Here is a 13,979-nt window from a genome sequence, read left to right on the forward strand (position 1 = left end):
TTCCGGCCACGGCACTAGCCCCGCAGGCGACGCAGGGCAGTACCGAACACCGCGATGCCCTCCTCGATCTCGCCCACCGGCCCTGCCGCGTAGCCGAGGATCAGCCCCGGGGGCCCCGGCGCGAGGCGGTGCCAGGACAGGGGGTGGCCCTTGACGCCGAGGTCGAGGGCCGCCGCCGCGAGGGCGGTGTCCTCGAAACGGTCGTCGTCGAAGGTGACCATCAGGTGCAGCCCCGCCGCCGCGCCGTGGACCCGCGCACCCGGAAGACGGGCGGCGATCGCCCCGAGCATCGCGTCGCGGCGCCGGCGGTGGCGGCGCCGGACGAAGCGGAGGTGGCGCTCCAGTTCCCCGGAGCGCATCAGGTCGGCCAGCACCAGTTGCGGCAGCACCGCGTTGCCGAGGTCGGCGTACCGCTTGGCCTCCACCACCGCGTCCCGGTACCGCGGCGGCACCAGCAGCCAGCCCAGCCGGAGCGCGGGCGCGAGCAGCTTGGACACGCTTCCGGCGTAGCAGACCCCGTCGGGCAGCAGTGCCCGCAGCGCGGGGACCGGCGCGCGGTCGTAGCGGTGCTCGGCGTCGTAGTCGTCCTCGATGACCACTCCCCCGGCGGCCGCCCAGCCCAGCAGCTCCCGGCGGCGCTCGCCGTCGAGGACGACCCCGGTCGGGAACTGGTGCGCCGGGGTCAGCAGCACCGCCCCGGCCCCGCTCGCCCCGAGCGCGGCAACGTCCAGTCCGCCCTCGTCCACCCGTACCGGCACCGTCTCCAGCCGCCCGTACTCCAGTTGCTGCCGGGCCCCGAGCGATCCGGGGTCCTCGACCGCCACCCGCCGTACGCCGTGCTCCCGCAGCACCTGTGCCAGGAGGCCCAGCGCCTGGGCGACGCCGGCGACGACGACCACCTCGCCGGGATCGGCGCGGATGCCCCGGTTCCGGGCCAGCCAGCCGACCACCGCCTCGCGCAGCGCGGGCGCGCCCTGCGGGTTCCCGTAACCGAAGTCGGCCGGGGTGAGACCGGCGAGCACCCGGCGCTCGGCCTGGAGCCACGCCGTACGCGGGAAGGCGGTGAGGTCGGGCACCCCGGGCGAGAGGTCGATGCGGCAGGGCACCGCGCGCAGTGCGTCCACCAGCCCGCCGCGCGCCGGGGCGCGGGAGGGCCTGGGCGCCGCCGGGGGCGGCGCCGCGACCACCACGGTGCCGCCCCGCCCGCGTCCGGCCACCTGGCCGCTCTCCGCCAGCCGCTGGTACGCCTCGGTGACCAGGCCCCGCGAGACCCGGAGCTCGGCGGCCAGGACGCGGCTGGCCGGCAGCCGGGTGCCCACCGGGAGCGTGCCGTCGGCGATCGCGGCGCGGAGCCGTCCGGCCAGCCATTGCGTACGGCCGCCCGCCGGGGCCTGGCCCAGGTCGAGCTGGAGGAAATCCGACCCGCCGGTGGCCGTGGGCCCTTTGGACCCCTGGGACTCGCCATCATTGGACCTGCTCATGGGTCCATTCTGGCGCCAGACTCGACGTCATGGAGCCAGAAGCCACATCGCCCGTACCCACCGCATCCGCTGCGTCCAACGCATCCACCGCATTCACCGCGTCCACCGCGTCCACCGCGTCCACCGCCTTCAGGGACCTCGCCCCCGGTATCGCCGGCATGGCGCTGGTCGGCAGCAGCGTCACCGTCTCCCGGTCCCTCGTCGACGCCCCGCTGTTCGCCACCCAGGCCGTCCGGTACGCGGCCGCCGCACTGATCCTGCTCGCCCTCGCCCGCGTCGCCCGGGTGCCGGTCCTGCTACCGCGCGGGCGGGAGTGGCTGTGGCTCGCCGGGATCGCGGCGACGGGGCTGGTCCTGTTCAACGTGGCCGTCGTACGGGGCGTCGCGCATGCCGAACCGGCCGTCATCGCGGTCGCGGTGGCCTCCGTACCGGTCCTCCTCGGGGTGATCGGCCCGTTCCTCGAGGGCCGCCGGCCCAGCCGTCAGGTGGTGCTGGCCGCCCCGGTCGTCGTCGCCGGGGCCGTGCTGGTGGAGGGGACCGGACGGACGGACGCCGCCGGAGTGGCCTGGGCGGGGCTCGCGCTGGGCTGCGAGGCCGCGTTCACCCTCCTCGCGGTGCCGGTGCTGCGCCGCCACGGCGCGTGGGGGGTGTCGGTGCACGCGGTGTGGATGGGGGCGGTGATGCTGGCGGTGCTCACGATGCTCGTCGAACGCCCCTCGGACCTCGTGGCGCTCACCTCGACGCAGTGGGCGGCCGCCGGGTACCTGGCCGTCATGGTGACCGCGGTGGCCTTCGTGCTCTGGTACCGCACGGTGGCCGCCGTGGGCTCCGGCCGGGCCGGGCTGCTGACCGGTATCGCGCCCCTGGCCGCGGCCGCGGCCGGGGCCTTCTCGGGCGACGGGGTGCCGGGCGCGGCGGTGTGGCTGGGCCTGGCCGTGGTGATCGCCGGGCTGGCGGCGGGGCTCCGGCAGCCCGCCCCGCCGGCACGGCTGCCTCTTGCGGACGACCGGGCGCCCGTGGCCCCTTGAGGGCGGCCGCCCGTGTGGATCACAATCCGCAGATGCCGACGCCCCCGCACACCACGTCCCCGTACAGCAGTTGGATGCGGTACTTCTCCCCGACCGCCAACCACCGCCGGCTCGGCCTGGTCTGCCTCGGAGTGGGGGTGCAGCGGGGGGCGCTGCCGGTGGTGGGCCCCCGGGTGCTCGACCACCACGTCGCGGTGGTCGTCTCGCGCGGCCGCGGCTGGTTCAGCCACGGCGGGCGGCCCCCGCAGCCGGTGACGGCGCCCGCGCTGCTGTGGCTGGTGCCCGGGGTGGAGCACCACTACGCGCCCGCTCCGGAGACCGGCTGGGACGAGTGCTTCGTCGACTTCGCGGGGCGCAGCGTGCAGGCGTACACCGACCTCGGCTACGTCACCCCGGACCGCCCGCTGGTGCCGCTGAGCGGGACGGCCGGAGTGCTGCACGTGGCCGACGGGATCGTCCGGGCGGCCCGGCGCGGCGGCCCGCTGCTGGAGGTCGAGGCCGCGGCGGCCGTGCACGGGCTGCTCGTCGCGCTGCGCTACGCCCGCGCCGAGGTGTCCGGGCACGGGGACGCCGTGATGGACACCCTGGCGCGGGACGCGCTGCTGCCGATATCGGTGGCCGAGCACGCCGCCCGGCTCGGGATGCCGCTGCCACAGCTGCGCGGGGCCGTGCGGCGCAGCACCGGGGAGGGAGTCAAGGAGTACCTCCTCGGCATCCGCCTGAGCCGGGCGAAGGAGCTGCTGGCCCGGACCGACCTGCCGGTCGCCGGGATAGCCCGGCGGGTCGGCTACGAGGATCCGGCGTACTTCAGCCGCCTGTTCAGCCGCCGGGTGGGCATGGCGCCCGTCCGGTTCCGCCAGCAGCAGTCAGTGCAGCAACAGGCGGTCCCGCATCAGGGCAGATAGCCGATGTTCAGCTCCGCGACGGAGGTCCACGCGTTGCCCGACACCTCCCTCGTGGCCTTCAGCCTGACGTAGCGCGCGGTGCGGGCCGTGAAGGCGACGTCCTGCTGGGCCGCGCTGTTCGGGAAGGTGCCGGAGGCCGCCGCCGTTCCCCAGTTCAGGCCGTCCGCGGAGGTGAACACCTGGTAGTCCGCGATGCGCCCGTTGCTCTGCGTCTGCCGGGGCAGGTAGTGCAGGGCGCTGACGTTGTACGAGGCGCCGAGGTCCAGGGTGATCTCGTGCGGCATCGGCGCGGTGGCGGCGTACCACTGGGTGTGCCAGATGGAGGAGGCGTCGCCGTCCAGGACGTTGGCGGCGCTGCCGTTCTCACCGGTGGTCTCCTGGCTGTCGACCGCCGTCACGCTCATCTTGCCCTGCGGTACGAGGAGTTCGCCGCCGCCGGCCGGGCCGAGGTCGTCGATGGCCAGGTCGTCCAGGATGAGATCGGCCTCGTTGTGGGAGTTCTCGGGGGTGACCTTGCGTACGCCGATCCAGGCATCGGCTCCGGCGGTGAACGTCTTGGTGAAGCCGGTGGGCGTGCGGGCCTGGTTCAGCGCCGTCGCCGTCTCGGTGCTGCCGGCTCCGGTGACGAACTGGTAGTCGCCGCTGAAGCCGCTCTCGTAGCTGAAGGCGACCTTGTAGGCGTGTCCCTGGGTCAGCCGCAGTGTCTGGGGCAGCGTGCGGTAGACGAGTCCGGTGCGCTCCTCGTGCGACTTGAGGGAGTTCTCGCCGCCGATCACGTCGTCGACGAGCTTGCCGTTCCAGCCGGCCTGGGTGTACGGGGCGTTGCGCTGGGCTATGTGCGTGCGCGGGTCGGTGGCGCAGCCGCCCGCGCCGCCGAAGGCGAAGGGTCCCCAGCCGGCGTCCGCGTTCTCGAAGTCCTCGGTGAAGGTGTGGCCGCCGAGCGGGGTGCGGGCGGAGCGGACCACGCGTACGTCGTCCAGGTGGACGGTGCCGGATCCGGCGGCCGCGGACAGCTTGAGCGTGGCGGTCGACTGGCCGGCCGGGACGTCGAAGAACACCTTCATGCGCTGCGTCTTGGTGCCGTTCTTCTCGCTGCCGCCCAGGTTGTCGGTCAGCGGGGAGGAGTCGGCGTACACGGAGGCCGCGCTGCCGCCGGCCGGGGTCACGGTCAGGGTCGCGGCCCGCCCGGCCGGGGTGGAGACCCAGACGGAGGCGGCGTAGGTGCCGGGGGCCAGGCCGGTGAGCTGCTGGGACACGGCGGGGGCGGTGCCGGCGGCCAGGGTGAGTTCGTTCTGGCCCTGGGCGTTGCGTGTGACGGCGGCGCCGGTCCCGGTGACGGTCCAGGCGTTCAGGTTGCCGGCGTAGAAGGAGGGGTCTTTGACCGGGGTCCCCTCGCCCCACTTCGGATCGGCCTGGGCGGGGGCGGCGCCGTTGGTGACCACGTAGGCGGTGCGGGCGGCGGCGTTGATCGTGACCTGGTTGCCCGTGCTGACGGTGAGGTCGCCGACCGGCTGCCGTCCGGTGTCGGTCAGTTTGTAGAGCTTGGGGGCGGTCCAGCCGGCGGGCAGCGTCCAGGTGCTGTTCCCGCCCTTGTCGTTCCAGTGGTAGAGCTTGCCGTCGCGCGGGAGCAGGTAGCTGCCGCCGGTCAGGACGGTCCGGCCGCCGGTGGTGATCTTCCGGGTGTTCCCGGTGGTGGTGACGGTGGTGCCGTTCGCGAGGGTGACCGTGTCGGAGGTCCACTTCACGATCGGGGATTCCTGGAGGTACTTGGTCGGCAGGTTGGTGGCGAAGGTGGTGGTGAGGAAGGCGGTGTAGTCCTTCTTGCCCTGCCAGCCCTCGTACGCGGTGAGCTCGGCGCCGCCGAGCAGCGGGTTCCCGGCGATCCAGTCGTCCTTGGTGTGGTTGGCGATGAACCGGGTGATGGTGGAGTTGATGCCCTTCAGGTCACTGCCGCCGTAGTTGACGTCGGCTGCCCAGTGGTGCCAGAGGGACTGTTCGGTGAGGGTGTTGGGAAACTCGGTGGCGAGCTGGAGGCCGAGCCCGGAGATCTCCCGCTGGAGCTTGCGCGACACGTAGCCGTCGCCGTACCAGACGTCCACGTACAGGAAGTCGAGGCCGGGCGCGGCCGCCTTGAGGTCCTGGAGCCGCTTCAGCCGCTCGCCGGACTGCCCGTCCTTCCTGGTGTCCACGTAGTACGACTGGTCGAGCCAGTCCCAGCCGAGTCCCCCGCTCTGGTGGGCCGGGTCGAAGGTGGCTGAGACCGGGTACTCCTCGGTGGCGTTGATGTGCACCCCGAAGTCGGCGTTGTACGCCTGGCCCGCGCTGGTGAGGGTGGCCAGGCCGGCGGCGCCGCCCAGTTTGGCGCCGATGTTCTTGTAGTCCATGTGCGCGGAGTCGTGGCCCTCGGAGGCGTACCCCTTGAGCAGGACGAACTGACCGAGGCCGTCGGTCGCGAGGCTGACCCGCTTGGTCTCGTCCAGGGTCTGCGCGAAGGGGTGGGTGGCCTGGGAGGCGAAGTTGAAGGGGATGCGCTGGACGACCCGGTCGGCGGTGTCCTGCCAGCCGGCGGGCGGGGTCCAGATGTCGCGGTAGGCGATGGCCGCGTCCTGCCAGTCGACGGCGGAGTCCGCGTTGCGGTCGCCGGTGATGACGACCCGCGCGTACGGGAGCGGCTCGGTGTCGCTGTCGGCGGCACCCGAGGCCCGGTAGAGCCAGTCGCCGCTCCACAGGCCGGCGCGGCGGTAGGAGCCCTTGTCGGTGACCCGCTTGCTGATCCGGCCGTTCTCGCGGGCGGTTCCGCCCGAGGGGCCGTCGTAGAGGGAGTTGGAGTCGATGGCGGCGGCCAGTTTCGCGGTGTTGAGCAGTCCGTGCATCACCGTGGTCGCGGCGGAGTCCACGGGGGTGGATCCGGTGACGGGGGTGAAGGTGTCCCCGGTGCCGGTGGTGGCGGTGTGCATGTTCGCGGTGGCGAGCGCGGCGCCGGGCTGGTCGCTGCGGACGCTGACGAGCTGGTGGTCCGGGATCGCGAAGCTGTGTACGCGCAGGGCCGCGGTGTCCTCGATCGCGGTGACCTTGAACTCGACGACCGGACCGGCCACCGAGAGCCGGGCCCTGACGGTCACGCCGGAGAAGGCCAGCGCGTAGTCCACGCCGGAGGCGGAGGGTGTCGAGGTCACGGTGGGGATGTGGGCGGTGCCGTTGACGACGATGGTGCTGATGGCGTCCTCGTTGCCGTGGAGCACGTCTCCGGTGGCTCGCCGGGTGTAGCTGATGGCACGGGGGAAGCCGCTGTCCACGCTGACGGACAGCTCGGGGGAGGTGATCGTGACGGCCCCGGCCGCCGCGGCGGCGGGCGCGGGCACGGAGACGACCAGGGTGGCGATGAGACCGGCGACCGCGGCTGCGGCCGGCCAGAGGGGGGTGCGCATCGGGCCTCCGGGAGTCGGTGCTTCCTGCACGGAAGATGCACGGAAGACCGCACGGCTCCGGAGCCCTGCGGTCCGCTCACTGACCAGTCAGCTTGCGGACCGCGGCGCGGCAGGCCCATGGACAAAGCGGAGCGATGTCCTGGACTTGCCTTCCCGGCGCGTCACGGGCAGGGCTCAGCCGGAGGAGGGAACCAGCACGACAGCCGTCCCGTAGGCGCACACCTCGGTGCCCACGTCGGCGGCGTCGGTCACGTCGAAGCGTCATCAGCACCGCGTCCGCGCCCCGCGCCTTCGCCTGCTCGATGAGCCGGTCCATGGCCTGGTTGCGGGTTTCCACCAGGGTCTTGGTCAGGCCCTTCAGCTCGCCGCCGATCATCGGCTTCAGGCCCGCGCCGATCTGGCTGCCCAGGTGGCGGGAGCGTACGGTGAGGCCGAAGACCTCCCCGATGACCTGCTCGACCCGGTAGCCGGGGACGTCATTGGTCGTCACGACGCGCGGACAGTGGTGTGCGCGGCCGGGGTGTGCTTGAGCACGTTCGTCAGCGCCTCCTGGACAACGCGGTACGCGCACAGGTCGATCCCTGGCGGCAGGTCGTACGCGGTCCCCGTGATCCGTACGTCGACGGGCACTCCGGCCTCCCCGACCCGCTTGACCAGATCGCCGAGCCGCCCGGGCCCGGACACCCCGGGGGCCGTCTCGGCGCCGGGCCCGCGCCCCTCCGCGCGTAGGACGACCAGCATCCGGCGCATCTCCGCCAGGGCCTCGCGCGCGCTCTCCCCGGAGCCGGCCCCAACCGGCATCGGCCCTGCCCCCCGGGGCCCCGCCGCGGGGCCGTGCCCGTTCGGGGGCGGGCACGGCCACGCATCCCCGCCCGGATTATTGGGCATATCGGGCTAAACCACGGTGCGCCGCCGAGGTGATGCGCCGCGCCCTCGCCATAGTCGTCGGTGGCGACCGCCCTGGTCGCCTCCCCCGGTCGCGCGCCGCGGCCGGACGGACGCCTTCGTCTGAGGAGCCAGCTCATGCTGAAGCCCACCAGGACCATCCTCGCTCTCGCCGCCGGAAGCCTGGTGCTCGGCCTGGTCGGGGCGGGCGTGGCCGTCGCCGATGAGGACCCGATGGTCGACACGCCTTCACAGGAGAACGTCACCGGCAACGGGTCCGACCACGGGTGGCACGACGCCAACCCGAACGGCAACCCCAGCGGCACCACGAACGGCACCACGAACGGGACCCCCACCGGGAACGCCGCCGGCGGGCGGCCGGGCGGAAGCTCCAGCGGGACCTCCCAGCAGAGGGCCGCCACCGGCCGGGTCGTCTCGCGCGGCCCGCTGAACCTCCGCAGCAAGCCGTACCTCGGGGCACCCGTCCTCGGCACTGTGTCCCCGAACAGCACCATCGGGCTCCTGTGCAAGAGGACCGGCGACACGGTCGACGGGAACCCCCGCTGGTACCGCCTGTCCAGCGAGAACGCCTGGGTCTCCGCCCGCTACGTCCAGAACCTCAGCACGGTGCCGGCATGCCCTGAGCGCTCGTAGCCACGGCCGGGCAGCCCGTCAGTCCGCCGGGCGTACGGTGCGCGGTCCCGCGCACCGCACACCGTACGCCCGTACCCGCGCGCGCAGTTCACGGTCCGCCGTGACCACGACGCAACCGTGCTCCGCGTGGGCCGCGGCCAGTTCCACGATCCGGTCGTCACCGCTCCCGGGGGCCGGGTCCACCCGGACTCCCGGTACGGACTCGACGCCCCGGGCGGCTCCTTCGACCACCAGGATGATCTCCTCGCCCGCGTCCCGCTCCGCGAGCCGGTCGCGCAGCCGCTCGGCCGCGCCCCTGCGGTCCCGCCACCAGCCGTCGGGTACGGATCCGACGACGTTCGCGGCGTCCACGATCAGCACGTTCACCACCCCAGTATGGCGCGGTGTACCGTCCTAGAAATCGCCGTAGTTGACCTGCCAGGTGGGCAGGCCCATCCGGCGCCAGACCGCGACCACCCGGTCCCGGTCGTCCAGCGACACCCGCACCGCGTACCGGTGGCGTACGTGGGCGTCGAACAGCTCGGCCTTCACGACGTCGTCGCGGCGCGTGTCGCCGAGCGGGCGCATCCACAGCTCGTCGTACGGCACCTTGTGCCGGGCCAGCCATGCCTCCGTCTGCGGCCGGTGCTCCTCGCCGCGCCCGGACAGCAGCACGATCGTGTCGCCGTCGGCGCGCCGGAAGGCGTCCAGCGCGTACCGCACCGGCTCGTTCAGCGCGTCGATCTCGCAGCGCGAGAAGTCGTAGGGGCTGCGGTCGCCGGTCAGCGCGAGTGTCCCGTCGATGTCGCACATCACCGCGGAGGGCAGCGCCGGGTCGGCCACGTACGGTTCGGCGGCCGGCTGGTCGTTCAGCCACTCCGCGGTGAGCCGCCAGCCGCCCTTCTTGGCGTTCCGGTGCTTCTCGGACAGTATCCGGATGATCTCCTCGCCGACCGGCCGCTCGCGCGCCGCGTCCCGGCGCAGGCACTCCTCCACCGGCACGTCGGTGAAGTCGTGCACGACGAAGGTGGCCAGCCCCGCGACCGCGGCCTTGAGCCGCTTGGGGATGTGGGACGTCAGGTGCGTGTTGTCCACGACCACGTCGAAGCCGCCCTCGACGGCCGCCCGCACCGCGGCGTCCTGGATGGCCAGGACGGTCTGCTCGTGCTTGTACGACCGGCGCCGCTCGGGGTCGGGTACGTCGAGCATGGCCCGCAGGTCGTCCAGGTTGACGCGGCGCATCCGGCCCGCGGCCTCGGCCTGCAGGGCGCGCGCGGCGGTCGTCTTCCCCGAGGCGGGCAACCCCGTCATGACATGGACGACGGGGCGTACGGGGTGTTCGGACACTGGTCAGTTCTCCTCATCGGTCGTGAAGGGGTCGGCCGTCTCCGGCCGGACGTGCCGCCATACGACGAGGTCGGTGGACCGGTCGTCCAGGCGCAGGAACATCGCGGCACGAATCCACCGGTCGGGCAGGGCCTTGGCGGCGCGTGCGAACGCGCCCCGGTCGCCGGTCAGGTGCGCCAGCCCCTGGAAGGCCTCGTCGATGGCGCGCTCCAGCCGCGTGGCCTCGTCCTCAAGCCGGGCGATGACCTCGCGCACCCAGGTGTCGAACTCGTCGGGCACCTGTTCCAGCAGCGCGTCGAGCGGCTTGCCGCCCGAGGCCTCGATGTCCGCCACGGTGCAGTTCAGGCCCTGGGCCAGCTGCTTGGCGGGCAGGCCGGCGAAGCGCTGGATGCCGTGGCCCCGCCAGATGTCCCGCTCGGTGACGCCGGTGAGCACCTTGTGGAGCCGTACGTACTCGGAGATCTTGGCCTTCGCGCGGACCCCGGAGGCGAAGCGCAGCACGAAGCCCTCGGCGTCGGTGCCGGTGGCGGTCCCGCCGCCGGGCAGCGTGTTGGACTCGGTGAGCGCGATCAGCTCGGCGAGCGGCATGGCGGGCCACACCGTGACGACGGAGCCGATGCCCTGCCAGTGCGCGGCGGCCCCGGCGAGCGGGACCTCGGCGCCGTCCCGGCCGAACGCGGCCAGGAGGACCAGGTCCCGGCGGTCGCCGTAGTCGACGACGATACGGTTCTGCGGGTACAGGATCTCGGCGAGGTAGGTCACGCCCGGGACCAGGCCCGAGGTGTCCTTGCCGTCGAGGCGGCGCTGCGCCCAGGTCGCCTGCTCACTGATGAAGGAACCCTTGGACGCGACCCGCCACCGGCCCGCGTAGTGGAAGACCACCGCGAGGCTGCCGTCGACCTTGTCGTACACCTCGAACGGCTCGTCCGGCAGGGCGGGCGCGTACGGCTGACCGGACTCGTGCTCGCCGACGTTGAAGAACTTCGGCAGCGGCAGTGCGACGACGGCGCCGGTGGTGTCGTCGGCGACGAGCCCCCGGCAGCGTGTGGTGACCTGGTTCCAGACCCGCTCGTACTGGGCCGTCCGCGTGTACGTGTAGATGGACAGCGGCAGTTCGGGGTGCTGTTTGCGGGTCACGTGCCCGGCGTCGATGGCCGCGGCCAGCTCCTGCGGCGGCAGCAGGTCATGCAGAGTCAGGTGGGCCTGGCTCATGGGTTCCTCCCGGATTGAGATGGTCCATTCTCACGTGCGGGAGGGACGGTCCGATAGTCAATTATGGCTGGTCCGGGGCGGGCAGCGGACCGTTCAGGGGCGCGGGCGGGCCTCGCCCAGCCGGTTGATGTCCTGGGGCCGGATGATGCGGGTGGAGGTGCCGGCGCCGGGTGTGGCCACCGCGATCATGGCGCGGCCGAGGGCCTCGGTGGTGGTGATCAGGTTCGGCGCGATACGGCGCAGCAGCGGGAAGAGCGGCGCGGTCACCGCGTAGAGGGTGCGGTAGAGCCGGGTCTTGGAGGGCATGCCGCGCACGGGCTGCACGATGCCGGGCCGGAACATGTAGGCCTGGAAGGGGAGCTTCAGCAGGTCGTTCTCGGTCTTGCCCTTGACCCGGGCCCACATGGACCGGCCCTGTTCGGTGCTGTCCGTGCCCTCGCCGGAGACGTAGACGAAGGTCAGTGCGGGGTTGGCGGCGGCGAGGGGGCGGGCGACCGCGAGCGTCAGGTCGTGGGTGACGCGGCGGTAGGCCTCCTCCTTCATCCCGACCGAGGAGACTCCGAGACAGAAGAAGCAGGCGTCGTAGCCGGGCAGTTCGGCCGACAGGGCGGACAGGTCGGAGGGGGCGTCCTGGACGAGCTCGTGCAGTTTGGGGTGGGAGACGCCCAGCGGGGTACGCCCGATCGCCAGGACGCGTTCGACGGAGTCGTCCCGCAGGCACTCCCGCAGGACGCCCCGCCCGATCATTCCGGTTCCGCCGAAGAGGATGACGTTCACGTGCGCAGCCTAGTGCGAGACGCAGAGTTCGTTGCCTTCCGGATCCGCGAGTGTCGTCCAGCTGCTGGGGCCCTGGCGGCCGTCGTGGAGGTGCTTGGCGCCCTTGGCGATCAGGCGCTCGACCACGGCCTTCGGGTCGTCGGAGCCGGTACGGACGTCGAGGTGCACGCGGTTCTTGACCGTCTTGGGCTCCGGCACGCGCTGGAAGAGGACGCGGGGCGCGCGTTCGAGGCCTTCCGGATGGCGGATCCCGGCGCCGGCCTTCCAGACGAGGGTGCCGCGGTGTGTGGTGGTGTCGTCCTCAGTCGCATGGCCCGCCGCGATCACGCTTCGGATGAATCCCTCGTCGCTCGCCTCCACTTCCCAGCCGAGGGCGTCGGCCCACCAGTCCGCGAGGGAGTGCGGGTCGGCCGAATCGATGGTCACCTGGAACGTGTATGCCATGACGGGACCCTACTGAGGAGTCCCGGGGGCCGCCACGCGGAGGAGGGAACCGGCTCCATGACTTCCACGGCCCGGAGCGGCGTACTGCGGCGGCTGGCCGCGCGGCTGTTCCCGCCGGGGCCGCGGGACGGGGAGGGCGGCCCGCACGGGGTGCTGCCGCCGCTGCTGATCGTGCTCACCTTTGTGAGCGGACTGGTCGATGCCGTGAGCTATCTCGGGCTCGACCATGTCTTCGTCGCGAACATGACCGGCAATGTGGTGTTCCTCGGCTTCGCGCTCGCCGGGGATCGCGAACTGTCCGGTGCGGCGTCGGTGTTGGCACTGGCCGCCTTCCTGGCGGGGGCCATGGCCGCCGGGCGGCTGCGCCGGGGGCGGGAGGCCGCCCTGATGTTCGGCCCGCTGGTGGCGACGCAGGCCGTGCTGGTGGGGGGTGCGCTCGCCGCGACCGCGGGCGGTGGCGGGCAGTTGGCCGTCGTCGGCCTCCTCGCACTCGGCATGGGCCTGCAGAACGCGGTCGTCCACCGGCTGGCCGTCCCCGACCTGACGACCACCGTGGTCACCCGGACGCTGACGGGCCTGGCCGCCGATCCGTGGGGACCGGCCGCGGTGCGCCGGCTGGTCTCGGTGGTGGCGCTGCTCTGCGGGGCGCTGGCCGGCGGTCTGCTGACCTTGCGGCACGGGTCCCGATGGGCGCTGCTGGCGGCGGTGGTGCTGCTGGTCTGGGTCGCGGTGACGGGGGTACGGTCGGCCGGCGAACGGCGCGGGGCCGCCGAGGGCGGAGACGGGGACGGTCGTTAGGGCGTCAGAGGCGGGGCCGGGGACGGGATGGTCGTTGGGCGTCAGGCGTCAGGCGTCGTGGCGACGGTCCTGTACGAGCTGTCCCAGGAACGCGACGAACGTCAGCAGCCACGCGGCGACGGCGATCCAGAGCAGCACCTCGCCCAGGGGCCGCAGCTGGCCCACGCCGGTCGGCCCGGCCGCGGCGAGGCAGGCTGTGGCGGTCATCCCGAGCGGGAAGACGGTCGCCCAGCGCCGGATGTCGTAGCGCGGGCGGAACCGGCCCAGCTCGGCGGCGAGGAGGACGAGGTACCAGGCGAGGGACAGGCCGAGGGGCCCGCCAGCGCGGTGCGCCATTGGGGCCAGGGCCGGCCCCCCGCGTGCCCCCCGCGATCGGCCTCGGTTCAGAGGACCTCGGTTCAGAGGACGCCGCGTGGCCGGAACTGGACGCTGATCCGGGGGCCGACGGCCCGCGCCGATTTGGGGATCGCGTGCTCCATGGTGCGCTGGCACGAGCCGCCCATCACGACGAGGTCGCCGTGCCCGAGGGGCAGCCGCAGCAGGGTCGCGCCGCCGTCGCGAGGGCGGAGTACGAGATCGCGCGGATCGCCGACGGAGACGATGGCGACCATGGTGTCCTCGGTGGCGGAGCGTCCGTGGCGGTCGCCGTGCCAGGCGACGCTGTCGCGGCCGTCACGGTAGAGGCAGAGCCCGGCGGTGGTGAACGGTTCACCGAGCTCGGCGGCGTAGTGCCCGGTCAGCGTCTCGCGGGCCTCGGTGAGCACCGGGTGCGGCAGGACCTCGCCCTCCCCGTAGAAGGCGAGCAGCCGGGGCACGTCCACCTCGCGCTCGTACATCTGCCGCCGCTCGGCCCGCCACGGGACCTGGCGGGCGAGGTGTTCGAACAGCGCGTCGGCTCCGGTCAGCCATCCGGGCAGGCAGTCCACCCAGGCGCCGGCTCCGAGCTCGGTGCGGCGCACACCCGTGAGCGGGCCGAGCCGGATCTCGTCGGTCTGGTCGAAGAGCGAGCCCTGGAGTGCGTGCATGACGCCCAGCGTACCG

General features: G+C 73.1%; 13 protein-coding genes and 2 pseudogenes. 4 read left to right on the top strand and 11 right to left on the bottom strand.

Translation table 11 applies throughout. The features are described 5' to 3' along the window. Positions 1 to 14: 14 nt before the first annotated feature. Positions 15 to 1,481 (bottom strand): PLP-dependent aminotransferase family protein, encoded by a 1,467-nt coding sequence (locus J7I97_RS22550; RefSeq protein ID WP_214937702.1) that lies wholly within the window; start codon positions 1,479 to 1,481, stop codon positions 15 to 17. 29 nt (positions 1,482 to 1,510) lie between these two features. Between J7I97_RS22550 and J7I97_RS22555 the strand changes: the two genes are divergently transcribed. Further along, positions 1,511 to 2,509: a DMT family transporter gene (locus J7I97_RS22555; protein ID WP_214937704.1), complete on the top strand. Its 999-nt coding sequence runs from the start codon at positions 1,511 to 1,513 to the stop codon at positions 2,507 to 2,509. A gap of 32 nt (positions 2,510 to 2,541) precedes the next feature. Further along, positions 2,542 to 3,414 (top strand): AraC family transcriptional regulator, encoded by an 873-nt coding sequence (locus J7I97_RS22560; RefSeq protein WP_251059061.1) that lies wholly within the window; start codon positions 2,542 to 2,544, stop codon positions 3,412 to 3,414. Here the strand turns inward: J7I97_RS22560 and J7I97_RS22565 are convergent. The 3 genes and pseudogenes from J7I97_RS22565 to J7I97_RS22575 form a co-directional block, all read right to left on the bottom strand. Further along, entirely contained in the window at positions 3,402 to 6,842 is a 3,441-nt protein-coding gene (locus J7I97_RS22565; protein WP_214937706.1) for an endo-alpha-N-acetylgalactosaminidase family protein, read from the bottom strand. The two genes, J7I97_RS22560 and J7I97_RS22565, sit on opposite strands and share 13 nt — an antisense overlap. A 174-nt stretch (positions 6,843 to 7,016) precedes the next feature. Next, positions 7,017 to 7,332 (bottom strand): annotated as a pseudogene (locus tag J7I97_RS22570) (YbjQ family protein). Then, positions 7,329 to 7,643 (bottom strand): sensor histidine kinase, encoded by a 315-nt coding sequence (locus J7I97_RS22575; RefSeq protein ID WP_214937708.1) that lies wholly within the window; start codon positions 7,641 to 7,643, stop codon positions 7,329 to 7,331. The pseudogene J7I97_RS22570 and the gene J7I97_RS22575 overlap by 4 nt, the downstream one beginning before the upstream one ends. A 222-nt stretch (positions 7,644 to 7,865) precedes the next feature. On the opposite strand from J7I97_RS22575, the gene J7I97_RS22580 reads away from it, so the two are divergent. Then, positions 7,866 to 8,381 carry an SH3 domain-containing protein gene (locus J7I97_RS22580; protein ID WP_214937710.1) on the top strand — a complete coding sequence of 172 codons (516 nt, stop codon included), beginning with the start codon at positions 7,866 to 7,868 and terminating at the stop codon, positions 8,379 to 8,381. Positions 8,382 to 8,399: 18 nt separating this feature from the next. Here the strand turns inward: J7I97_RS22580 and J7I97_RS22585 are convergent, their stop codons facing one another. From J7I97_RS22585 to J7I97_RS22605, 5 genes are all read right to left on the bottom strand, one after another. After that, a complete protein-coding gene (locus tag J7I97_RS22585) occupies positions 8,400 to 8,750 on the bottom strand; it encodes an NTP pyrophosphohydrolase (protein ID WP_214937712.1) in 351 nt (116 codons plus the stop codon). Between the two features lie 24 nt (positions 8,751 to 8,774). Beyond that, positions 8,775 to 9,707 (bottom strand): AAA family ATPase, encoded by a 933-nt coding sequence (locus J7I97_RS22590; RefSeq protein ID WP_308362989.1) that lies wholly within the window; start codon positions 9,705 to 9,707, stop codon positions 8,775 to 8,777. Between the two features lie 3 nt (positions 9,708 to 9,710). After that, on the bottom strand, positions 9,711 to 10,919 hold the full coding sequence (locus J7I97_RS22595) for an RNA ligase (RefSeq protein WP_214937714.1): 1,209 nt from the start codon (positions 10,917 to 10,919) through the stop codon (positions 9,711 to 9,713). Between the two features lie 93 nt (positions 10,920 to 11,012). After that, positions 11,013 to 11,696 carry an epimerase gene (locus tag J7I97_RS22600; protein WP_214937717.1) on the bottom strand — a complete coding sequence of 228 codons (684 nt, stop codon included), beginning with the start codon at positions 11,694 to 11,696 and terminating at the stop codon, positions 11,013 to 11,015. Between the two features lie 9 nt (positions 11,697 to 11,705). Continuing rightward, positions 11,706 to 12,140 (bottom strand): VOC family protein, encoded by a 435-nt coding sequence (locus tag J7I97_RS22605; RefSeq protein ID WP_214937719.1) that lies wholly within the window; start codon positions 12,138 to 12,140, stop codon positions 11,706 to 11,708. Positions 12,141 to 12,197: 57 nt separating this feature from the next. On the opposite strand from J7I97_RS22605, the gene J7I97_RS22610 reads away from it, so the two are divergent. Then, entirely contained in the window at positions 12,198 to 12,938 is a 741-nt protein-coding gene (locus J7I97_RS22610) for a YoaK family protein (protein WP_214937722.1), read from the top strand. Positions 12,939 to 12,986: 48 nt separating this feature from the next. Here J7I97_RS22610 and J7I97_RS22615 read toward each other — a convergent pair. Both J7I97_RS22615 and J7I97_RS22620 read right to left on the bottom strand, forming a co-directional pair. Beyond that, positions 12,987 to 13,244 (bottom strand): annotated as a pseudogene (locus J7I97_RS22615) (hypothetical protein); the annotation flags it as partial. A 92-nt stretch (positions 13,245 to 13,336) separates the two neighbouring features. Beyond that, entirely contained in the window at positions 13,337 to 13,963 is a 627-nt protein-coding gene (locus J7I97_RS22620; protein ID WP_214937726.1) for an alpha-ketoglutarate-dependent dioxygenase AlkB, read from the bottom strand. Positions 13,964 to 13,979 lie beyond the last annotated feature (16 nt).

This window comes from Streptomyces sp. ISL-87, from assembly GCF_018614095.1.
Taxonomy (GTDB): domain Bacteria; phylum Actinomycetota; class Actinomycetes; order Streptomycetales; family Streptomycetaceae; genus Streptomyces.